Source organism: Aeromonas sp. MaB10011B, from assembly GCF_017939325.1.
GTDB classification, from domain to species: Bacteria; Pseudomonadota; Gammaproteobacteria; order Enterobacterales; family Aeromonadaceae; genus Aeromonas; species Aeromonas caviae.
Genome location: NZ_JAGKRK010000072.1, coordinates 168,398 through 188,382, shown reverse-complemented (window position 1 = coordinate 188,382; position 19,985 = coordinate 168,398). Strand labels below are relative to the sequence as shown.

Below are 19,985 nucleotides of genomic sequence, written 5' to 3'. Positions count from 1 at the left end.
ACCCCAAACAAAACGGGAGGCCATGGCCTCCCGTCTTTTTTTATGCTTCCTCAGATGCGCGTGCGTACATCCGCCGCAATCTGATCGAGCAACAGTTGCCAGCCCTGTCCCAGCTCGTTCACCAGGGCGCCATACCCATCGGCAGGCAGCACCCGCTCCTGCTGGAAGGGAACATCTCTCAACACGACCCCCTCCTCCGTCAGCAGGCGCCAGCGACCGCTGAGCAGGGCGCGGCCGTCGTGCCGCCCCTGGAAACGCTCGACCGAGATGCTCAGCACAGACCCCTTGCGGGCCCCGTCCTGACGCACCACCCAGCCAGGCAAGCGGCTGGAGAGGCCATTGAGGGTCAACTGGTTCAACTGGGCATCGAGGGAACCTGCCCAGCGATGGTACTCGGCAAAGTGCAACTCCTTGCCCTCCAGCTGATAGACCAGGCTCATCCGGTCAAGCTGACCGGACAGGGCGACGGGGCGCAGCACCAACTGGTGCTGCGGCTGCGCCGTGGTGACACTCGACGGCGCCGTGTCAGCATCCAGCGAATAGTAATGCAGCGTCGTCGGCGCACTGCCACATCCCGCCAGCAGGCCCAGCAAGGCCAGCGTCAACATCCGTTTTTTCATCATTTTCCTCGCTTGGGCTCGGGATCCCGCGGACGAGCGCGGTCAAAGATCAGCGAACTCGGCTGCTCGTTCAGTGAATGGACCAGAGGTTGCAACTCACTCATCAGCTGGTTGAGTGATTGCACCGACTGACGCAGCTCCTGATTGGTCTGGGAACCGGCATCATAGGTCTGCAACGTCTCCTGCAACTGCTTGAGGCTCTGGTTGAGGGAGGCCGGCAACTGCTGGGTCGACTGCTGACCGGTAAACTGCTCCAGATTCGCACTCACGGCACTGACATGCTTGAGCGTCTTGTCCAGTGTCATCAGGGTGCTGTTGACCTGAGTGAGGGTGGTGGCCATGTCCATGTCGACGAACTTGTCGAGGATGAGGTTCACCTTGCGTTCGATCTGATCCAGCCCGGCCTGGGCAGTCGGGAAGACCTGATAGCCCGCCATCTTGAGCGGCTGATAGACAGGCGCATCCGGATAGAAGTTCAGATCGATCACCTTGCCCCCCGTCAGCAGGCTGGCGGTCTTGAGGCTGGCCCTCAGCCCTTCCTTGAACTGCTTGTTGAACAGGGCTCGCCACTGCTCCTTCTCCGCATTGGCATAACGGTGGGAGAGACGCTGCACCTCGATGCGCGCCAGCACCGGGATCTGCCGGCTCTTGAACAGCTGGACGCCCTTGTCGTCGATGAGATAGGGAGCCGAGATGACGGTACCGACCCGGATGCCGCGATACTGTACCGCCGCGCCGGGATGCAGCCCGCCCACATCATTGTCGAACAGGAAGACATAGTCGATGAACTGATCCAGGCTACCGGCCAGCACGCTCTCCTCGTCCTTGAACAGCACGAACTCGTCGTTCTGTTTCACCGGCTCCCCCGGCAACCAGCCGGGAGGCAGCCCCATGGTGATGCCGCCGTTGATCAGGCTCTCCAGCGAGTCCATCTTCACCTTCATCCCCTCGCTGCTCATGGAGACCTCGAAGCCGGGCGTCAGCCAGAACCGGGAGTTGCTGCTCACCAGGACGTCATAAGGCGCGTTGATGAAGAGCTGGTACTGCATCTCGCTCTTCTCGGGCAGGAACTTGGCCTCTTCGACCTGGCCGATGGTGAATCCCTGATAGCTGATGGGGGAGCCCACACCCAGCGCGTTGGCATCCCGGCTGGACAGGGAGAGCCGCAATCCCTTGGCATCCAGGGATGCCAGGGGTGGCCTGTCCAGCATGGCGTATTCGCTTCGCGCCCTGCCCTTCTTTCCGGGAGAAAGCTCGATATAGGCACCGGAGAGCAAGGTGCCAAGACCGGAAACGCCCTCACGCCCGACCCTGGGCTTGACCACCCAGAACTGGCTGTCTTTCTTGAGCATGCCGGCGGCGGCATTGGTCAGGCGAGCCTTGAGCACGGCATGGCTGTAGTCCTCGCTGAGCTCCACCGTCTCGATACGGCCCACCTCCACTTCACGAGAACGGATCACCGTCTTGCCTGCCACTATGCCCTCGGCGGTCGCCACCGTCAGGGTGAAGCTCGGCCCTTGTGAATACCAGTGCTGGAACAGCATCCAGGCGCCGATGAAGAGCGCCAGCAAAGGCACCATCCAGATAGCGGCAGCCGAACTCATGAAATCAGAGCCCGGTTTCCACCTTGTCTTACGCTCACTCACGTTCGCGTTCTCCTTGTTGTAAATCCCAGATCAGGCGGGAATCGAAACTCATGGCAGCCACCATGGTGACCAGTACGACCCCGGCAAAGGCGACGGCCGCAGGGCCAGGGTAGATGGTCATCAGATTGTCGAGCCGGATGAGACCGGCCAGGATGGCCACCACGAAGACGTCGATCATCGACCAGCGCCCCACAAATTCGGTCATGCGATAGAGTTTGAGCTTGCCGAGGGGAGATGTCCCCTGGCCGCGCTGCACCACGTAGCAGAGCCACAGCAGCGCCAGGATCTTCACCAGCGGCACCACCACGCTCGCGAAGAAGATGACGGCGGCAATGGGGTAGGAGCCCATGGCCCACAGCAGCACCACCCCGCCCATGATGGTCGAGGGGCTGTCATCCCCCAGGAACACGGTGTCCATGATGGGATACAGGTTGGCTGGGACATAGAGGATCACCGAGGTGATCAGCAGAGCCCAGGTGCGGTTCAGACCACCCGGCTTGCGGCTGTGCAGGTGATCACCGCAGCGAACGCAACTATGGGCATCCTGCTCGTTCAGGGCGCCGCAGATGTGACAGCCCACCAGACCGCACGACAGGGCGCTCTCCTCGGGATCCAGCTCCCTCGCCGCCGTCGGGCCGAACAGCCGCTGCCACAGCCACATCCGATCCAGGGAGGAGATCATCTTGATGAGCAGCAGGGTGTAGCCAACGAACGCCCAGAACGACAGCCCCATCTTGATGTCGGCCATCCCCATCAGCTTGACCAGAGAGATGAGCACCCCGATGAGGAAGACGTCCACCATCAGCCAGGGCTTGATCCGGCACAGCAGGCGGCCAAGGGAGCGCAGGGCCTTGCTGTGCAGATCCTTGTCCAGGCGCCACAGCACCAGCATGATGGAGCCGATATAGACCAGCGGCAACCCGATCAGGGTAATGCTCAGCACGGCCCCTAGGAACAGGTAGCCTTGATCCACCAGGGTGGTGATGCACTGCAGGAAGGTCATCTCCTGCCCCACCCCCTTGGCCGAGAACGACATGAAGGTAAAGGCGTTGGAGAGCACGAACATGATGATGGCCGCAAAGCCATAGGCGATGGGCCTGCGCTCCTGCTCCGGCAGATGACGAGTCAGGGTATGGCCGCAGCGCGGACAACTGCTCGTCTCCCCCACGGCCAGCTCGGTGGCCGGCACCAGCAGGTCACACTCTTCGCAGGCGGTCGCGTCATGGGTATAGGTGGGTGGATGTTGGTGTGAAACCGGATGCAAGATAAGACCCCAGCATGAGGCCCGCCACGGGGCCAGAGCCGCCAATTATTGCAGCAGCGGCCCCTGCCGACCAGCCCTGTCGTTATCCATCCTGCCCGGGAGTGAGAATGACTTTGACAAGGCAGTGACCATTTAGCACAATCAAACGCCACTTTTTTTCCGCGGGACAATAATTTATGACAACTGAATCCCCAAGCTACTCCACTATCGAGCAGGCCTTCTCCCTCGGGAACGGGCAAGATTCTGCCCTCAACTGGTTGCGCAAAAACCGTAGCCAGGTCGCCATCTTCCTGGTGAGCGGCATCAAGCTGGAGGGGACCATCAGCGGTTTTGACCAGTACAGCGTGCTGTTGACCGATGCCCATGGCAATCAGCAACTGGTCTACAAGGCCAAGATTTCCACCATTGCCATGCACTCCGGCCGTCCTGCCGTCAGCATCCAGCGAGCCCGCAAGCCACGGGTTTCCATGGCGCCGCGCCCCCATGGCGCCCCCAGCCGTTATGACGACAACCAGGGTGGTGGCAGCGAGCAGTAAATCTCGCCCCCGCCCATCCTGACGGTGTTGCTGCGTCAGCCAGTGACATCTGCTCCCCACTCTCATGTTTCGCCTGTCCCGTATGAGAGTGGGGCTTCTCTCCCGAGCCGGTTGTTGACCCGCTCGTCTTCGTCACTCAGCAGGTCAACCCGACCGGTTTTCCCTCTCTGACCATGCAGACCTGCATGCCGGCCGCTTCACCGGCCTGTGCGCCTATGCCCGTGTCCTCGAACACCAGACATTGACCGGGCTCGACCCCCAGGCGTCGCGCCACCAGCAGGAAGGTGTCTGGATGGGGTTTGTGCAGCTCTACGTCGTCGGCGGTGACCACCACGGGGAAATACCGATCCAGCCCTGTGTTGCGCAGCACCGCTTCGGCATTGATACGGGGAGAGCCTGTCCCTATGCCCATGGGGATCCGGCCGTGATAGCGTTCCACCAGATCCAGCATGGCCGGGAAGGGGGTGGCCTTATGCAGGTTGGCGACATAGTGTTCGGTCTTGCAGCGTGTCACCACTAGGGGATCCAGCGCGATCTGCTGCACTTCGGCCACCAGCAGGGCTATCTTGCGGCTGGGCATGCCTCCCAGCTCATAAAACCAGTCGGCGTCGAACCGAAAGCCAAACTCGCGGGCGGTGTGCTCCCAGGCGGCCAGGTGCAAGGGCATGGAGTCCACCAGAGTGCCGTCGAGGTCGAAAACCAGGCCTTGAAATCCGGATAGGGTCATGGTGCAGGATCTGTCTGTGAAAAATGGGCCCCCATTCTAGCCAGAGAGCGGGCGCATCGCCATGCGCCAGATGGCGAGAAACGCTTGCCACCTCATTTATACAGGGCGATGCCAGGAGGCAGCCCCCACGCAGGTGTCAGCGATATGCCAGGGTACAGGCACGCCCTTGTGATTTAGCGTGATAGAGTGCCTGATCCGCCTGCTCGGTCAGGGTTTGCCACTCCTTGTCCGATGACGGGACCAGATAGCTGAACCCGATGCTGACGGTGAGTGTCGCCGCTACCCGGGAGGCCGGATGGGGAATTTGCAAGGCGTCAAGGCCGTGGTGGATCTGCTCCGCCAGCCGCTCCGCCTCTCCCGGCTGCGGTGAACACAGCAGGATGACAAACTCCTCCCCCCCATAGCGGGCCACCAGGTTGGTACGCCGCCGCTCGGTGTCCTGCAGCAGTGCCGCCACCCGCTGCAGGCACTGATCCCCCTTGCCGTGGCCGAAGTGATCGTTGTAGGACTTGAACTCATCCACATCGATCATCAGCACCGCCAGCACCCCCTGATGGCGGCGAGCCCGCTCCCACTCCCGTTCCATGGTGATGTCCCATTGGCGGCGGTTGGCGATGCCAGTCAGGGGATCTTCCAAAGACAGCAGAGAGAGGCGCCGGTTGGCCTCCTCCAGCGCCCGGTTGGTATCGGCAAGTTGCCGGGTCCGCTCCTGCACCCTCAGCTCCAGCTCCCGATTGAAGCGCTCAAGCTTCTCCTGGGTGCGCTGGCGGATCAGCAACTGAGAGAGCACGGCGGCATACTGCTTGAAGATCTCGCTCTGATACGCCTTGAGGGGGCGCCGCCAGAGCAGGTTGTCGGCGGCGATCCAGCCGATGGGGGTACTCCCGTCCCAGAGCGACACCATGGCGTTCCAGCCGCGACCCACCTCCTGCTTCTCGTAATAGAGAGGCGTGTCCTCCAGCACCAGGACATAGTCCTTACGACGCAGCGCCTCCTGCACCGTGGGATGATCCGGAATGGGGCTGATGAAATGGCGCTCGTCGATGAGCTCACCCGCCTCGTTGGTCCCCCAGGTACCGTGCATGGTCTTGAATTCACTGTCAGTCAGGAAGATGGCGATGCGATCGAACTGCAACTCCTGGCGGGCCAGTGCCACCGCGTCGTGCAGCAAACGATCCTCGCTCTCGCAGCGGGAGAGCTTGACCCCCACCTGATGCAGCGCCTGCAGCATGCTGAGGAAAGAGTCCTGCAGGGCCTGGCTGCGCACGAGGTCTGCCTGGGTGTGGAGCCGCTGATCCCGCTCCAGATCCACCTGTCCCGCGAGTCGCCGACTCTCGAGCTCGGCGGCGAGATAATGCATGAGCAGCTGGATGCTCTGCTGCTGGCGTCTTGGCAGGCGATCGAGACGACGGCGGGTTTCCAGATAGACCACGGCCTCCAGCCCCTTGTGACGCTTGAGGGGGAAGCTGGCACGCAGGCGCGGGATCTCGGGTTCAACACTCTCCCGCTCCCAGATGGCACGGGTCGGCGCGATGGGCTCCACCAGCAACTGGCCGAGCGCAAGGGAACGTTCGATGAAGAGGATGGGCAATTCGAGGGAAGAGAGGATGTCGGCGCTCAGGCAGAGCAGACCCTGTTCCGGGCGATAGTGATAGAGCTGGGGCGTCGGAGCACGCAGCCACAGATAGATCTGTTCAGCCTCTGTTTTTTCCCTGACCGCAGACAAGGTCACTTCACAGAGATGTTCAAAACTGGTGAAGTGCTCCGGATCCCATTCTTCCATGCCAAATCATCCTTGGTTGTATCCAAGCGAGTATATCGGCAAAGCCCGGCCATTAATTGACCGGGCAATCAAAAGCGAGATCCAGAGCCCAGTTTTTACAACAGATTCAATGCCTGCATGGCACTGCGGATGCGCTCGCGGGTGGCCTCGGAGAGCGGCATCACCGGCAGACGGCACTCTTCGCTGCACAGACCCAGCAGGGAGACCGCATACTTGGCCCCTGCGGGGCTCGGCTCGGCGAACATGGCCTGGTGCAGCGGAATGAGCTTGTCCTGCAATTCGCGGGCAGCTTGCCACTCACCGGCCAGCGCCAGGTTCTGCACCTCGGCCACCAGCTTGGGGGCCACGTTGGCCGTCACCGAGATGCAACCCTGGCCACCACCGATGTTGTAGGCCACGGCGGTGGCGTCTTCACCGGAGAGCCAGGCAAACGGCTTCTTGATGAGCTGGCGTTCAACCCAGGGGCGGGCCAGATCACCGGTGGCATCCTTCACGCCGGCAATGCGCGGCAACTCGGCCAGACGGGCCAGGGTCGCCGGCTGCACGTCAACGATGGCGCGGGGCGGAATGTTGTAGACGATGATGGGTTTGGTGGTGGCGTCATGCACCGCCTTGAAGTGGTGGTAGAGCCCTTCCTGATTGGGGCGGTTGTAGTAACCGGCCACATGCAGGGTGGCATCCGCTCCCATCTGCTCGGCATAGCGGGTGTATTCAATGGCTTCAACTGGGTTGTTGGAGCCTGCGCCTGCGATCACGGGAATGCGCCCGGCCACCAGCTTGACCACCAGCTCCACCACGCGGCAATGCTCATCGTGGGTCAGGGTCGGGCTCTCCCCGGTCGTGCCGACCGGCACTATGCCATGGGTTCCCTGCTCTATGTGCCACTCTACCAGGCGAGCCAGTGCGGCCTCGTCCAGCTGGCCCTGTCGAAATGGGGTGATCAGGGCAACTATCGAACCTTGAAACATGGGATTTCCTTCTCCTAAACAGATGGATTGGTCAATAAAAAGCCCCGGTACGGGAGTCGCTACCGGGGCTTGAATCGTCTCAGGGATGAGAGGTTACGCGCGCACGCCAGCAGGCCCGATTGTCAGGCTGTGTTTATGCTTTCGTTTCGATACGCATGACCGCATTGCATCATCTCTGGGTAAATAAGGCGTCTGGGCATATTTCGGGAACACGGCATAAATGTCAAGGCGAAAGCGGCCATGTATAATGGCCGCCCAAAAATGCGTGGAGAGACCCAATGAGCCGTCCTGTCAGTGCCGTCAGTCAGATGCTGGAACGTAACCAAGCCCTCTTTGTCGGCAAGCGGCTGTTGGTGTGCGGTGCCCTGGAGGATGATTATCCTCGTCAACTGGCCGAGCTGGCACAAAGCCTGACCGTCTTCACCACGGATTACTGCTATTACCGCAGCCAGCAGGCCGCTCTGGGAGACGCCATCCTGTTCGATCACCAGCTGGGTGGCGCCCCCCGCTTCGATGCCCTGCTGCTGCTGATGCCCAAGGCCAAGGCCGAGGCGCAATACCTGCTGGCCATGATGACGCCGCTGCTCGAAAGCGGGGCCGACCTGTTCCTCGCCGGCGAGAACCGGGGCGGCATCAACGGGGCAGACAAGCTGCTGGCACCTTATGGCGAGAAACCGATCAAGCGCGACTCTGCGCGCCGCTGCTCTCTCTACCACGGCATGCTCGACAAACCGGTCGTCCCCTTCGAGCTGGACGCCTGGTTCAGTCGCTATGAGTGCCAGGCAGGCGACACCACCCTGACCGTCATGGCCCTGCCCGGGGTCTTCAGTGCAGACGGCCTGGATCTCGGCACCCAGATGCTGCTGGCGAGCCTCCCCCCCGTGACGGGCAAGCTGCTCGACTTTGGCTGCGGCGCCGGCGTCATCGGTTCCGTGCTGGCCAAGCGCAACCCGGCCCTGGCCGTCACCATGGTGGATATCAATGCCCTGGCACTGGAGTCCAGCCGCCGAACCCTGGCGGTCAACGGTCTGAGCGGGCGTGTTCATGCCTCCGATGTCTATTCCGACATTGCCGAAACATTCCAACAGATTGTCTCGAATCCCCCCTTCCATGCCGGGCTCAAGACCTTCTACGCCGCCACCGAAACCTTCCTGGCAAAGGCTCCTGAGTACCTGACCGCAAATGGCGCCCTGACCATAGTCGCCAATGCCTTCCTGCGATACCAGCCTATACTGGATGCGCACTTCAAACAGACCGAGGTGATCGCGGGCGATACCAAATTCAAGGTGTATCTGAGCAAAGCTTAAAGAAGTGCAACGGTTGTAATAAAACAAGTAGAGAGTGCCAGACGGGATCTGTTAAGGTACCAAGAAAACGTTTACCACCCCTTTAGGGGTGTTTTTTTCGCAGCAACATGAAAACCTTTTCAACATCATGATCTCAGGGAGAGAACGACGATGGCAGGCATACTCACCATGATACTGGCAGGCGGTGAAGGTACCCGACTGCAACCGCTGACCACCACCCGCAGCAAACCCTCCGTACCCTTTGGCGGCAGTTACCGGTTGATCGACTTCGTGCTCAACAACTTCGTCAACGCCGACTTCCTGCGCATCTATGTACTCACCCAGTTCAAGTCCCAGTCCCTTTACCTGCACATGAAGAAGGGCTGGAACATCGTCGGCATCACGGATCGCTTCATCGACCCCATTCCGGCCCAGATGCGAATGGGCAAACGCTGGTATGACGGCACCGCAGACGCCATTTACCAGAACCTGCGCTTCATCGAGATCTCCGACCCCGAGCACGTCTGCATCTTCGGCTCCGATCACATCTACAAGATGGACGTGAGCCAGATGGTGAGCTTCCACAAGCAGAAAGCGGCCGCCCTGACCGTCGCGGCACTGCGCATGCCCATCGAGGAAGCAAGCGCCTTCGGGGTGATCGAGGTGGATCAGGAAGGGCGCATGATTGGCTTTGAAGAAAAGCCCCGTCACCCGAAACACATCCCCGGCGACCCCACCCAGGCCCTGGTCTCCATGGGCAACTACATCTTCGAGACAGAGGCCCTCTATCGGGAGCTCAAGCGGGATGCCGCCGAGGAGAACTCCAGTCACGATTTCGGCAAGGACATCATTCCCAGCCTGTTCCCCCGTGCCCCCGTCTATGTCTACGACTACAGCACCAACGTGATCCCGGGCGAGAAGCCCAATGTCTACTGGCGCGATGTGGGGACGCTCGACTCTTACTGGCAGGCGCACATGGACCTGGTGGCCGACGATGCCCCCTTCTCTCTCTACAATCGCAAGTGGCCGCTGCACACCCATTACCCGCCCCTGCCCCCCGCCACCTTCATCGATACCGACGACTGCAAGGTCAAGATCGCCAACTCCCTGATCTCCGGTGGCTGCTTCATTCAGGGCAGCCAGATCCAGCGATCCATACTGGGATTTCGCTGCAACATAGGCCCCTGCAGCCACATCAGTGAATCCGTGCTGCTGGGGGATGTGAAAATCGGCGAAGGTTGCTCCATTCGCCGCGCCATCATCGACAAGAACGTTGAAATTGCACCCGGCACCGTGATCGGTGAGAATCTGGACCATGACAGAGAGCGGTTTACCGTATCCGAAGGCGGTATCGTCGTGGTACCTAAGGGAGCAAGAGTTGGCTATTAACCCACTGAAAATCCTGTTTGTAGCCTCGGAGGTTGAGGGGCTGGTGAAGACCGGGGGCCTGGCGGATGTGGCCAAGGCCCTGCCGCAGCATCTCGCCCGTCAGGGGCACGATGTGCGCATCATTATGCCCTTCTACAAGACCATCAAGCGCCGGGACGAGGCCACCCTCCTCGCCTCGCGCTGGCTCCCCACCCCCCAGGATCGCAGTGATATCAGCTATCGCATCCATCAGCTGGAACTGGACGGGATCTGCGTCTATCTGCTCGATTGCCCGCACTATTTCGACCGCCCCCAGCTCTATGCCGAGAACAACCAGGCCTATCCCGACAACGGTGAACGCTTTGCCTTTCTGGCCGCGGCGGCCCTGCATGCGTGCGAACAGCTGGGTTTCGCTCCCGACATCGCCCACTGCAACGACTGGCACACCGGTCTGCTGCCGCTGCTGCTGAAAACCCGTCATGCCCACAACCCCTTCTTCCAGCGCACCCGGTCGGTCATCAGCATTCACAACGCGGCCTTTCAGGGGGTATTCGATCGCCAGCAGTTCTGGGCCGTGCCGGAAATCCACGACTACGAGCAGCGCATCAACTACGACTATGGTCACATCAATCTGCTCAAGTGCGGTGTGCTCTACGCAGACAAGATCAATGCGGTCAGCCCCAACTACGCCAGCGAGCTGCTGACGCACCTGGGCGCTCACGGCATGGCCAGCGTATTCCAGCAGCGGGCTGCTGACCTGCGTGGCATCCTCAACGGCTGTGACTATCAGGACTGGGATCCCGCCTTCGATCCTCTGTTGCCCGCCACCTATGATGCCGACAACCTGGATGGCAAACACACCTGCAAGCGCATCCTGCAGCAGGAGACGGGGCTCCCCGTTGGCAACCTCCCCATCTATGGCATGGTGTGTCGACTGACCGAGCAGAAAGGAGTACACCTGCTCATCCCTGCACTGGACAAATTCTTGCAGCACCAGGTTCAGGTAGTGATCGTGGGTTCCGGTGATCCCTCTCTCGCCGCCCAGTTGCAAAGCATTGCCCAGCAGCATCCCGACAAGTTTGCCTTCATCAATGCCTATGACGACCGTCTGGCCCACCTGGTGGAGGCCGGCGCCGACTTCTTCCTGATGCCTTCTCTGTTCGAGCCATGCGGGCTCAACCAGATGTACAGTCTGGCCTATGGCACACTGCCCCTGGTGCGGGCTGTCGGCGGATTGAAAGATACCGTCGTGGACTGGGATGCCGACCCGGCGCACGCGACCGGTTTCTGCTTCAACGATCCCACTGCAAGCACCTTGCTCGATGCCATGCGCCGCAGCCTGCTCCATTATCTGCAGGAACCGGCACGTTTTGCCCGTGTGCAGCACCACGCCATGAACACCCGCTTCGACTGGGCAGACTCCGTCATCCTGTACGAACAGATGTATCAGGATGCGCTGGCCACCGTCTGACGCCGATTGCTGAAGTTTTGTGCCCTTGGCACGCCTTTATCCGTCAACAGCGAAAAAAGTCCCCTTTGGCTGTTGACGCCCCCCCAAAACTCTATAGAATCCCCCACCGCAGTGATGCGAAGGTGGCGGAATTGGTAGACGCGCTAGCTTCAGGTGTTAGTGTCCCACGGATGTGAGGGTTCGAGTCCCTCTCTTCGCACCATACTGCAACATGCTCTTATCAGACTGCATGTAAATTCAGACTGATAACCCGATGTGCGAAGGTGGCGGAATTGGTAGACGCGCTAGCTTCAGGTGTTAGTGCCCCCCGGGTGTGAGGGTTCGAGTCCCTCTCTTCGCACCATGCTTTTGTCAGACAGCATGTAAATCCAGACTGATAACCCGATGTGCGAAGGTGGCGGAATTGGTAGACGCGCTAGCTTCAGGTGTTAGTGCCCCCCGGGTGTGAGGGTTCGAGTCCCTCTCTTCGCACCATGCTTTTATCAGACAGCATGTAAATCCAGACTGATAACCCGATGTGCGAAGGTGGCGGAATTGGTAGACGCGCTAGCTTCAGGTGTTAGTGCCCCCCGGGTGTGAGGGTTCGAGTCCCTCTCTTCGCACCATGCTTCTGGCATGTAAAACACAGAAAATGCGCTCCAACCGCATTTAAAAACCAGCTGGAGAAAATCAGTGTGCGAAGGTGGCGGAATTGGTAGACGCGCTAGCTTCAGGTGTTAGTGTCCCACGGATGTGAGGGTTCGAGTCCCTCTCTTCGCACCATCATTCTGCAAAGGCCCGTTACGAGAGTAACGGGCCTTTTGTGTTTTCATGCCCCATGGCTATGCTGTTGAAGATGCTGCGCCACCACGGGGGTTTTCCCATGATCCTGGATACCGATATTCACAACTTCTATGAGCATCTGGTGCTCAAGGAGATAGAAAAACAGGGGTTGGCTCGAACATTGACCCCCTATCAGCTGGCAGACCTCTGCTGCCTGACACTCAACCAGCTTCCTTCCCACTACATCCGTCACGATGTCGACATGATCTACTTCACGACAGACGCCGAACGCAGCGAAATGGAGAAGAAGGTCATCGCCTCCCTGCGCCAGGCCTACGACAAGATCCAGGCCGTCCCCACTCGCCAGGCTTAATGCCAGCCCTGCTGCCAGAGCAGAGTGACGACCCCTGTCATTCCCGCAACCGGCAGCAGGATCAACACCGGTCTCAGCCTGGGTTCCAGCATGACCCAGGCAGCCAGCAAGAACCCCAGGCTCCAGAACCCGTATTCCTTCTCCTGACCCCAGACCAGCACCGCCAGAAGGGCGGCCAAGAGCAGAGCGCGTGCTATCCAGTTCATTGGCATTGGTCCGATAAAGATTAATGATAACCATTATCATCTTTGGTGTCGCCATCTGCAATCGAACTTGCCTATGGATTTCCGGCTATCAAACGGTGTCGATTGAACAGTGAAAAATGCCGATTAGATCAACTATTTTGTGGGATTTTAAAATTTTAAAGCTGTTTTGCCGAATGAGCAGGGATTTTACACCTCCGCTTTATGGTAGATTGCGCCCTCTTTTGGTAAGCCTCTCGGGATCGACGCATCCGCAGGACGAGAGGGGCTGACCTTGGCGAGCAAGAGTTTAGGGAGCGTCTATGCAAAACCAACAACACCACATCCGATTGCCGGGCATGTCGCAAGTATTTGCCTGCCTGGCCATTTTCCTGGCCCTGGCCTTCTCCTTCACCAGCGTGCTGGATCTGCCAATCCAGCTGGCACTGTTCATCGCCTGGTTCGTCATCATGGGACTCGGCATCAAGCTCGGCCACGATTACAAATCCCTGGAGCAGGCGGCAGTCGACGGCGTCGCCAAGGGGATGGGGGCCATCCTGATACTGATCTCCGTCGGTGCCCTGGTGGGCACCTGGATTGCCGGCGGCATCGTCCCCAGCATCATCTACTTCGGCCTCAAGGTGATACACCCCTCCATCTTCCTGCTGGCGACCCTGATCATCTGCTCTCTCACCTCGCTGGCCACCGGCACCTCCTGGGGCTCGGCGGCCACCGCCGGCATCGCCATGATGGGCATAGGCCACAGCCTGGGGGTACCCGCGCCGCTGGTAGCCGGTGCCGTGCTCTCCGGAGTCTACTTCGGTGACAAGCTCTCCCCGCTCTCCGACTCCGTGGTGCTGGCCTCTACCATGTCCAACGTCGACGTGATGGAACACATCAAGGGGATGCTGCCCATAAGCCTGTTCTCCTACGTCATCACCGCCGCCCTGTTCACCGTGGTCGGCATGCAGTATTCCGGCAACGTCAGCCTGGAGCAGGTCAATCTGGTGATGGACGCCCTCGACAAACAGTTCAACATCACCCCCATGGCCATAGTGCCCGTGGTGCTGGTGCTGGGCCTGTTGGCCAACCGCAAGCCCGCCTTCCCGGTGATCAGCTTCGGCGCCTTGCTGGGTCTTGTCTGGGCCATCGTTTTCCTGGACATGGATCCGGTGAAGGCGATGCACTCCGCCTACAGCCCCTTTGCCATCACCTCAGGCGTCGATTTCATCGACAACATCCTGGGCCGTGGCGGTATGGAGTCCATGCTGGGCTCAGTGGCCGTCATCATCTTCGGCTTGGGCTTCGGCGGTCTGCTGGAGAAGGTCGGCATCCTGGAAGTGATCGCCAGCGCCTTCGAGAAGCGCATCAACAGCGCCGGCAGCCTGACCAGCCACACCATAGGCACCGCCTTCCTGGCCAACGTGTTCGGTTCCGCCATGTATGTATCGCTGATCCTGACCCCCAAGATCATGGCCAAGAACTACGACCGGCTGGGGCTTGCGCGCAAGAACCTCTCTCGCAACGCCGAGTTTGGCGGCACCCTCACCTGCGGCATGGTGCCCTGGAGCGACAACGGCATCTTCATGGCCGGGGTCCTCGGGGTAGCGACCCTCGACTACCTGCCCTACATGTGGCTCAGCTTCACCTGCATCATTGTGACCATCACCCTCGCCTATCTGGGCAAGGGAGTGAACCGTGTACCGGTCACAGAGGCGGTGACAGCCCGCTAATTTCCGTAAAAACAACGACAAAGGCGCCATCACGGCGCCTTTTGTCTGGGTATGATTCGAGGTTAAGCTGGCACTCACCTTGATCGCACGTGGCAGGACGCCCAGATGAACTTCACCTTTCGCCAGATCCGCTATTTCGTGGCGGTGGCCGACAGCTTCTCGGTGAGCCGCGCAGCCGCCGAGCTGCACATCTCCCAGTCGGCGGTCACCAGCGCCATCCGCGAGCTGGAGACCGAGCTCGGCGCCGCCCTGTTCGAGCACAATCCGCGCGGGGTCATCCTCACCACCCAGGGCCACCAGTTTCTGCTGCACGCCCGTCGCATCCTAAGCGCCATGACCGAAGCCAGCCAGTCCCTCAAGGCGGTAGCCCAGCAGGATCAGGGGCGGCTTACCATAGGCGTAACCACCCTGGTTGCTGGCTACTACCTGTCGGAGGCCCTCGGCCGCTTTCGCCGCGCCTTCCCGGCGGTGCAGATCGAGGTGAAGGAGGATGAGCAGCCCTATCTCGAGCACCAGATCGTCAATGGTGAGGTGGACGTGGGGATCCTGATGACCAACCGCACCATCCGCCAGGAGGCGTTCGATACCGAGCTGCTGACCCGCTCGCCGCTGCGGGTCTGGCTCGCCGCCAACCACCCCCTCTGCGCCGAGTCGACCCTCTCCCTCAAGGCGCTCGGCGAGGAGCCCATGATCTCGCTGACCGCCGACCAGCTGGACCAGATCATCGGCGGCGGCCTGCGCCGCTACGGTATCGCGCCGCGCATCGTGCTGCGTACCGCCTCGGTGGAAGCGGTGCGCAGCCTGGTAGCGAGCCAGCTCGGGCTCGCCCTGCTGCCGGACTTTGCCTACCGCCCCTGGTCCCTGGAGCAGGAGCGGGTCGAGGCCCGCGCCATCAAGGAACCCATCCCCGCCATCGACATCGGTCTGGTGTGGCGGCGCGGCTCGCGCCTTGACTGGGCCGCACGCGAGTTCATCGACATCGCCAGAGATCAGAGCCGGCTGCGGGCCCGCCAGCACCTCCCCCGCTAGGACTGAGCCTGAACAGCCGTGACTCCGACAAAGAAAACAGATTCATCTGCGCTCGATATTGATTTTACAGATACCCAAGCCGTTAAAAATTGAAATTCTCATTGCTCACCGCTTCTCCTACGCTCATGGCTGGTTAACAGGATGTTAATGCCTACTGTGGCGCCGCCACGGTTGCCAATCATGCAAGGAGAGCAAGATGAAATTGACCCCTCTGACCCTGGCCCTGATCCCGGCGCTGTTGGCAAGCCAGGTCCAGGCAGCCCCCACCACCCTCGGCAAGGGGGAAGGCCAGCTCAACATCGTGGCCTGGGCTGGCTATGTGGAGCGCGGCGAGACCGACAAGAACTACGACTGGGTCACCGGCTTCGAGAAAGAGACCGGCTGCAAGGTCAACGTCAAGACGGCCGCCACCTCGGACGAGATGGTGGCGCTGATGAACGAGGGGGGCTTCGATCTGGTGACCGCCTCCGGCGACGCCAGCCTACGCCTCATCGCCGGCGGCAAGGTACAGGCGCTCAATCTGGCGCTCATCCCGAGCTACGGCAAGATAGATCCCCGCCTGCAGAATGCCCCCTGGCACACGGTAGACGGCAAGCACTACGGCGTGCCCTACCAGTGGGGCGGCAACATCTTGATGTACAACACCAAGGTGTTCCCCAAGGCGCCCGACTCCTGGAGCGTGGTGTTCGAGGAACAGACCCTGCCGGACGGCAAGTCCAACAAGGGCCGGGTGCAGGCGTTCGACGGCCCGATCCACATCGCCGATGCGGCCCTCTATCTGATGAGCCACCAGCCGGCGCTCGGCATCAAGGATCCTTACGAGTTGAACGAGGATCAGTACAAGGCCGCCCTCGACCTCCTGCGCCAGCAGCGCAAGCTGGTGGGACGCTACTGGCACGACGCCTTCGTCCAGATCGATGACTTCAAGAACGAGGGGGTGGTGGCCTCCGGCTCCTGGCCGTTCCAGGCCAATACCCTGATCGCCGACAAGCAGCCCATCGCCACTACCGTGCCCAAGGAAGGGGTCACCGGCTGGGCCGACACCAGCATGGTGCACAGCGAGGCCAAGAACCTCACCTGTGCCTATCAGTGGCTGGAGCACTCCCTCAACAACAAGCTGCAGGGGGATCTCGCCTCCTGGTTCGGCTCAGTGCCCGTGGTACCGGCCGCCTGCGAGGGCAATGCCCTGCTCGGGAAAGAGGGGTGCAAGACCAACGGCATCGACAACTTCGATCGGGTTCACTTCTGGCGTACTCCTGTCTCCCAGTGCAAGAGCCAGGGAACCTGCGTGCCCTACTACCGCTGGGTTTCGGACTATATCGCCATCCTGGGTGGCCGCTAAGACCGGATAACCAGATGGGGCCGGACAGGAGTCCGGCCCGCTTCTCACACAGACAAGGACGTCCCATGAATGCCGTACAATTTGACCGGGTCAGCCGCCACTATGGCGAGGTGAAGGCGGTCGACGACATCTCCTTCCAGATCCCGGCTGGCGAGTTTTTCACCCTGCTGGGGCCGAGCGGTTCCGGCAAGACCACCTGCCTGCGGATGATTGCGGGCTTCGAATACCCGAGCGAGGGGGAGATCCGGCTGTTCGGCGAGCCCTGCTCCACCGTGCCCCCCTACGACCGCAACCTCAATACCGTGTTTCAGGACTACGCCCTGTTTCCCAACATGGATGTGCGCGACAACATCGGCTACGGCCTGATGCTCAAGGGCGTCGCCAAGGCGGAGCGTTACCGCAAGGTGGACGAGATGCTGGAGATGGTACGCCTGCCCGGCGTCGGCAACCGCAAGCCGGGCCAGCTCTCCGGCGGCCAGCGCCAGCGCATCGCCATCGCCCGGGCACTGATCAACCAGCCGCGCATCCTGCTGCTGGACGAGCCGCTGGGGGCCCTCGACCTCAAGCTGCGCGAGCAGATGCAGCTCGAACTCAAAGCCTTGCAGCGCCAGCTCGGCATCACCTTCATCTTCGTCACCCACGATCAGCAGGAGGCGCTCTCCATGAGCGACCGCATCTGCATCTTCAATCAGGGCAAGATCGAGCAGATCGCCGCGCCGGATACCATCTATGACGCCCCCGCCACCCCCTTCGTCGCCCGCTTCGTCGGCACCGTCAACCTGTTCGAGGGAGAGCAGGCCAGGCGTCTGTGCGGCGATGAGCGCCAGATGATGGTGCGCCCGGAGCGGATCCGTCTCGCCGAGGCCGGCACGCCCGGCTGGTCAGGGGAAGTGCGCGAGGTGGAGTACCTCGGCCCCTTCGTGCGCTACCGGGTCGATCTCGGCGAGCAGCTCGAGCTTATCGTCAACCACCCCAACGAGGGCCAGGCCCGCCTGCCCCGTGGCGCCCGGGTCAGCCTCAGCTGGCCGGAGCAGGCGATCCATCACCTGCACACCGCCCCTCAGAGAGCTCAACCATGAGCGCCCCCCACAGTGCGAGCCTTGCCATGAGCCAACCCACTGCCCCCCTCTCCTATCGGCCGCTGCGGCGCCTTTCCACCCTGCTCTACGGGCGGCCGGGTCTGTTGCTGGCCGTCCTGCTCGGGCCGCCGCTGCTCTGGCTTGGCATCATCTATGTCGGCTCCCTGCTGATGCTGCTCTCCAACGCCTTCTTCGGGCTGGACGAGTTCAGCGGCCAGATCCGCCACGAACTGGGCCTACAGAACTTCGTCGCCCTGCTGCGGGCGGAGAATCTGGACGTGATCCTGCGCACCGTCGGCATGTCGCTGCTAGTGACTCTGGCCTGCGCCCTGCTCGGCTTTCCGGTGGCCTACTACATGGCGCGCTACACCAGCGGCAAGACCCGGGCCCTGTTCTACGTCGGCATCATGCTGCCGCTCTGGTCCAGCTATCTGGTGCGGGTCTACGCCTGGAAGCTGATCCTGGCCAAGGAGGGGGTCATCAGCTGGCTGGTAGATGCTCTGGGACTGGACTGGCTGCTGGACGCCATCCTCTCGCTGCCGGTGATCGGCGGGCCGTCGCTGTCGTTCTCGCGCATCGGCACCTTCATCGTGTTCGTCTACGTCTGGCTGCCTTTCATGATCCTGCCCATCCAGGCGGCGGTGGAGCGGATCCCGCGCTCCCTGCTGGAAGCGAGCGGCGATCTCGGCGCCACCCCGGCCCAGACCTTTCGTACCCTGATCCTGCCGCTGGCCCTGCCCGGCGTGGTGGCGGGCTCCATCTTCACCTTCTCCCTGACGCTGGGGGACTACATCATCCCCGGCATCATAGGCAACTCAACCATGTACATAGGTCAGGTGGTCTACATGCAACAGGGCACGGCGGGCAACCTGCCCTTCGCTGCCGCCTTCTCGCTGGTGCCGATCCTCATCATCGCCATCTACCTGACCATCGCGAAACGCTTGGGGGCCTTCGATGCGCTCTAATACTTCCATGAAGCGGGACCATAGCAGCCAGCCCTCCGGCCTGCTCAAGTACGCGGCCATCGGCGGTCTCCTGTTCCTGCACTTTCCGATCCTGTTCATCTTCCTCTATGCCTTCACCAGCGAGAGCAAGAGCTACCAGTTCCCGCCGCCCGGGCTCACCCTCAAGTGGTTCGAGGTGACCCTCAACCGCCCCGACGTGTGGCGCGCCATCCAGCTGTCGCTGGAGGTAGCGGGGCTGGCGACGCTGGCCGCCATGGTGCTCGGCACCCTGGCGGCGGGGGCCATCGCCCGCAGCCGCTTCTTCGGTCAGGAGGTGGTGTCGCTGTTGCTGGTGCTGCCCATCGCCCTGCCCGGCATCGTCACCGGTATCGCGCTGCGCTCCGCCTACGGGGTGATGGAGATCCCCTTCAGCTTCTGGACCATCGTCATCGGTCACGCCACCTTCTGCGTGGTGGTGGTCTACAACAATGCCCTGGCGCGCTTTCGCCGCACCAACCAGAGCCTCATTGAGGCGTCGATGGATCTCGGTGCCGACGGCTTCCAGACCCTGCGCTACGTGATCCTGCCCAACCTCGCCACGGCGCTGCTGGCGGGGGGCATGCTGGCGTTTGCCCTCAGCTTTGACGAGGTGATCGTCACCACCTTCACCGCTGGCCAGCAGACCACGCTGCCGATCTGGATGTATCAGGAGCTGATCCGGCCACGGGACAGGCCGGTCACTAACGTGGTGGCGCTCATCATAGTGGCCTTCACCGCCATTCCCATTCTGCTTGCCTACTACCTCACCCGCGACGGCCAGGACGTCGCCGGCAGTGGCAAATAACGACTCAACGCGTGCGCAAGGATGCAAC

At 61.3% G+C, this 19,985-nt stretch carries 17 protein-coding genes, 5 tRNA genes and 1 pseudogene; 16 read left to right on the top strand and 7 right to left on the bottom strand.

Translation table 11 applies throughout. From position 1 onward, the window contains the following. Positions 1–50: 50 nt before the first annotated feature. Genes J9893_RS15255 through J9893_RS15245 form a run of 3 tightly spaced genes read right to left on the bottom strand, consistent with a single transcriptional unit; the run spans position 51 to position 3,530 of the window. A complete protein-coding gene (locus J9893_RS15255) occupies positions 51–620 on the bottom strand; it encodes an ABC-type transport auxiliary lipoprotein family protein (RefSeq protein ID WP_210599779.1) in 570 nt (189 codons plus the stop codon). Continuing rightward, complete coding sequence (pqiB, locus tag J9893_RS15250; RefSeq protein ID WP_210599780.1) at positions 620–2,266, bottom strand: intermembrane transport protein PqiB; 1,647 nt, start codon at positions 2,264–2,266, stop codon at positions 620–622. The genes J9893_RS15255 and pqiB overlap by 1 nt, the downstream gene beginning before the upstream one ends. Further along, positions 2,259–3,530, bottom strand: coding sequence for a paraquat-inducible protein A (locus tag J9893_RS15245; RefSeq protein ID WP_043152840.1), 1,272 nt, complete (start codon positions 3,528–3,530; stop codon positions 2,259–2,261). The genes pqiB and J9893_RS15245 overlap by 8 nt, the downstream gene beginning before the upstream one ends. 176 nt (positions 3,531–3,706) lie before the next feature. Here J9893_RS15245 and hfq point away from each other — a divergent pair, with 176 nt between their 5' ends. Beyond that, positions 3,707–4,066 carry an RNA chaperone Hfq gene (hfq, locus tag J9893_RS15240; RefSeq protein WP_039040603.1) on the top strand — a complete coding sequence of 120 codons (360 nt, stop codon included), beginning with the start codon at positions 3,707–3,709 and terminating at the stop codon, positions 4,064–4,066. Positions 4,067–4,202: 136 nt separating this feature from the next. Here the strand turns inward: hfq and J9893_RS15235 are convergent, their stop codons facing one another. The 3 genes from J9893_RS15235 to dapA all read right to left on the bottom strand — a co-directional run bounded on the left by J9893_RS15235 (position 4,203) and on the right by dapA (position 7,544). Then, positions 4,203–4,793 (bottom strand): beta-phosphoglucomutase family hydrolase, encoded by a 591-nt coding sequence (locus J9893_RS15235; protein WP_043152842.1) that lies wholly within the window; start codon positions 4,791–4,793, stop codon positions 4,203–4,205. A 136-nt stretch (positions 4,794–4,929) separates the two neighbouring features. Next, complete coding sequence (locus J9893_RS15230; RefSeq protein ID WP_041211732.1) at positions 4,930–6,576, bottom strand: diguanylate cyclase; 1,647 nt, start codon at positions 6,574–6,576, stop codon at positions 4,930–4,932. Between the two features lie 95 nt (positions 6,577–6,671). Further along, entirely contained in the window at positions 6,672–7,544 is an 873-nt protein-coding gene (dapA, locus tag J9893_RS15225; RefSeq protein WP_039040606.1) for a 4-hydroxy-tetrahydrodipicolinate synthase, read from the bottom strand. A 278-nt stretch (positions 7,545–7,822) separates the two neighbouring features. Between dapA and rsmC the strand changes: the two genes are divergently transcribed. From rsmC to J9893_RS15180, 9 genes and pseudogenes are all read left to right on the top strand, one after another. Beyond that, the gene (gene rsmC / locus J9893_RS15220; RefSeq protein ID WP_201888131.1) at positions 7,823–8,851 is read left to right on the top strand and encodes a 16S rRNA (guanine(1207)-N(2))-methyltransferase RsmC; all 1,029 of its coding nucleotides are present in this window, start codon (positions 7,823–7,825) and stop codon (positions 8,849–8,851) included. A 147-nt stretch (positions 8,852–8,998) separates the two neighbouring features. Next, positions 8,999–10,219, top strand: a pseudogene (gene glgC, locus J9893_RS15215) (glucose-1-phosphate adenylyltransferase); the annotation flags it as partial. Then, positions 10,209–11,669, top strand: a complete 1,461-nt coding sequence (gene glgA / locus J9893_RS15210; RefSeq protein WP_104452232.1) for a glycogen synthase GlgA — start codon at positions 10,209–10,211, stop codon at positions 11,667–11,669. The pseudogene glgC and the gene glgA, both read left to right, overlap by 11 nt. Before the next feature lie 116 nt (positions 11,670–11,785). After that, positions 11,786–11,871 (top strand) — tRNA-Leu (locus J9893_RS15205). A 55-nt stretch (positions 11,872–11,926) separates the two neighbouring features. Continuing rightward, positions 11,927–12,012 (top strand) — tRNA-Leu (locus J9893_RS15200). A 45-nt stretch (positions 12,013–12,057) separates the two neighbouring features. After that, a tRNA-Leu gene (locus J9893_RS15195) sits at positions 12,058–12,143 on the top strand. A 45-nt stretch (positions 12,144–12,188) separates the two neighbouring features. After that, positions 12,189–12,274: transfer RNA gene (locus J9893_RS15190), tRNA-Leu, on the top strand. Positions 12,275–12,345: 71 nt separating this feature from the next. After that, positions 12,346–12,431 (top strand) — tRNA-Leu (locus J9893_RS15185). Positions 12,432–12,531: 100 nt separating this feature from the next. Beyond that, positions 12,532–12,804, top strand: coding sequence for a late competence development ComFB family protein (locus J9893_RS15180; protein WP_029314828.1), 273 nt, complete (start codon positions 12,532–12,534; stop codon positions 12,802–12,804). Here J9893_RS15180 and J9893_RS15175 read toward each other — a convergent pair. Continuing rightward, entirely contained in the window at positions 12,801–13,010 is a 210-nt protein-coding gene (locus J9893_RS15175) for a hypothetical protein (protein ID WP_010675758.1), read from the bottom strand. The genes J9893_RS15180 and J9893_RS15175 overlap by 4 nt on opposite strands. A gap of 299 nt (positions 13,011–13,309) precedes the next feature. Here J9893_RS15175 and nhaC point away from each other — a divergent pair, with 299 nt between their 5' ends. The 6 genes from nhaC to J9893_RS15145 all read left to right on the top strand — a co-directional run bounded on the left by nhaC (position 13,310) and on the right by J9893_RS15145 (position 19,957). After that, positions 13,310–14,719: a Na+/H+ antiporter NhaC gene (gene nhaC, locus J9893_RS15170; protein WP_210599906.1), complete on the top strand. Its 1,410-nt coding sequence runs from the start codon at positions 13,310–13,312 to the stop codon at positions 14,717–14,719. A gap of 105 nt (positions 14,720–14,824) precedes the next feature. Further along, entirely contained in the window at positions 14,825–15,748 is a 924-nt protein-coding gene (locus tag J9893_RS15165; RefSeq protein ID WP_210599905.1) for a LysR family transcriptional regulator, read from the top strand. A gap of 196 nt (positions 15,749–15,944) precedes the next feature. Beyond that, a complete protein-coding gene (locus tag J9893_RS15160) occupies positions 15,945–17,090 on the top strand; it encodes an ABC transporter substrate-binding protein (protein WP_128312919.1) in 1,146 nt (381 codons plus the stop codon). Between the two features lie 65 nt (positions 17,091–17,155). Continuing rightward, entirely contained in the window at positions 17,156–18,169 is a 1,014-nt protein-coding gene (locus J9893_RS15155) for an ABC transporter ATP-binding protein (RefSeq protein ID WP_210599904.1), read from the top strand. Continuing rightward, a complete protein-coding gene (locus J9893_RS15150) occupies positions 18,166–19,134 on the top strand; it encodes an ABC transporter permease (protein ID WP_210599903.1) in 969 nt (322 codons plus the stop codon). The genes J9893_RS15155 and J9893_RS15150 overlap by 4 nt, the downstream gene beginning before the upstream one ends. A gap of 7 nt (positions 19,135–19,141) precedes the next feature. Then, positions 19,142–19,957, top strand: coding sequence for an ABC transporter permease (locus J9893_RS15145; RefSeq protein ID WP_210599909.1), 816 nt, complete (start codon positions 19,142–19,144; stop codon positions 19,955–19,957). The last annotated feature ends 28 nt before the right edge of the window (positions 19,958–19,985 follow it).

Excerpts from the sequence above, each read along its gene's own strand:
- J9893_RS15175 (WP_010675758.1), bottom strand. The coding sequence starts at position 13,010 with ATGAACTGGATAGCACGCGCTCTGCTCTTGGCCGCCCTTCTGGCGGTG.
- hfq (WP_039040603.1), top strand. The coding sequence starts at position 3,707 with ATGACAACTGAATCCCCAAGCTACTCCACTATCGAGCAGGCCTTCTCC.
- J9893_RS15235 (WP_043152842.1), bottom strand. The coding sequence starts at position 4,793 with ATGACCCTATCCGGATTTCAAGGCCTGGTTTTCGACCTCGACGGCACT.
- J9893_RS15255 (WP_210599779.1), bottom strand. The coding sequence starts at position 620 with ATGAAAAAACGGATGTTGACGCTGGCCTTGCTGGGCCTGCTGGCGGGA.
- dapA (WP_039040606.1), bottom strand. The coding sequence starts at position 7,544 with ATGTTTCAAGGTTCGATAGTTGCCCTGATCACCCCATTTCGACAGGGC.
- J9893_RS15180 (WP_029314828.1), top strand. The coding sequence starts at position 12,532 with ATGATCCTGGATACCGATATTCACAACTTCTATGAGCATCTGGTGCTC.
- J9893_RS15165 (WP_210599905.1), top strand. The coding sequence starts at position 14,825 with ATGAACTTCACCTTTCGCCAGATCCGCTATTTCGTGGCGGTGGCCGAC.
- J9893_RS15230 (WP_041211732.1), bottom strand. The coding sequence starts at position 6,576 with ATGGAAGAATGGGATCCGGAGCACTTCACCAGTTTTGAACATCTCTGT.
- J9893_RS15150 (WP_210599903.1), top strand. The coding sequence starts at position 18,166 with ATGAGCGCCCCCCACAGTGCGAGCCTTGCCATGAGCCAACCCACTGCC.
- J9893_RS15145 (WP_210599909.1), top strand. The coding sequence starts at position 19,142 with ATGAAGCGGGACCATAGCAGCCAGCCCTCCGGCCTGCTCAAGTACGCG.
- rsmC (WP_201888131.1), top strand. The coding sequence starts at position 7,823 with ATGAGCCGTCCTGTCAGTGCCGTCAGTCAGATGCTGGAACGTAACCAA.
- nhaC (WP_210599906.1), top strand. The coding sequence starts at position 13,310 with ATGCAAAACCAACAACACCACATCCGATTGCCGGGCATGTCGCAAGTA.
- J9893_RS15160 (WP_128312919.1), top strand. The coding sequence starts at position 15,945 with ATGAAATTGACCCCTCTGACCCTGGCCCTGATCCCGGCGCTGTTGGCA.
- J9893_RS15155 (WP_210599904.1), top strand. The coding sequence starts at position 17,156 with ATGAATGCCGTACAATTTGACCGGGTCAGCCGCCACTATGGCGAGGTG.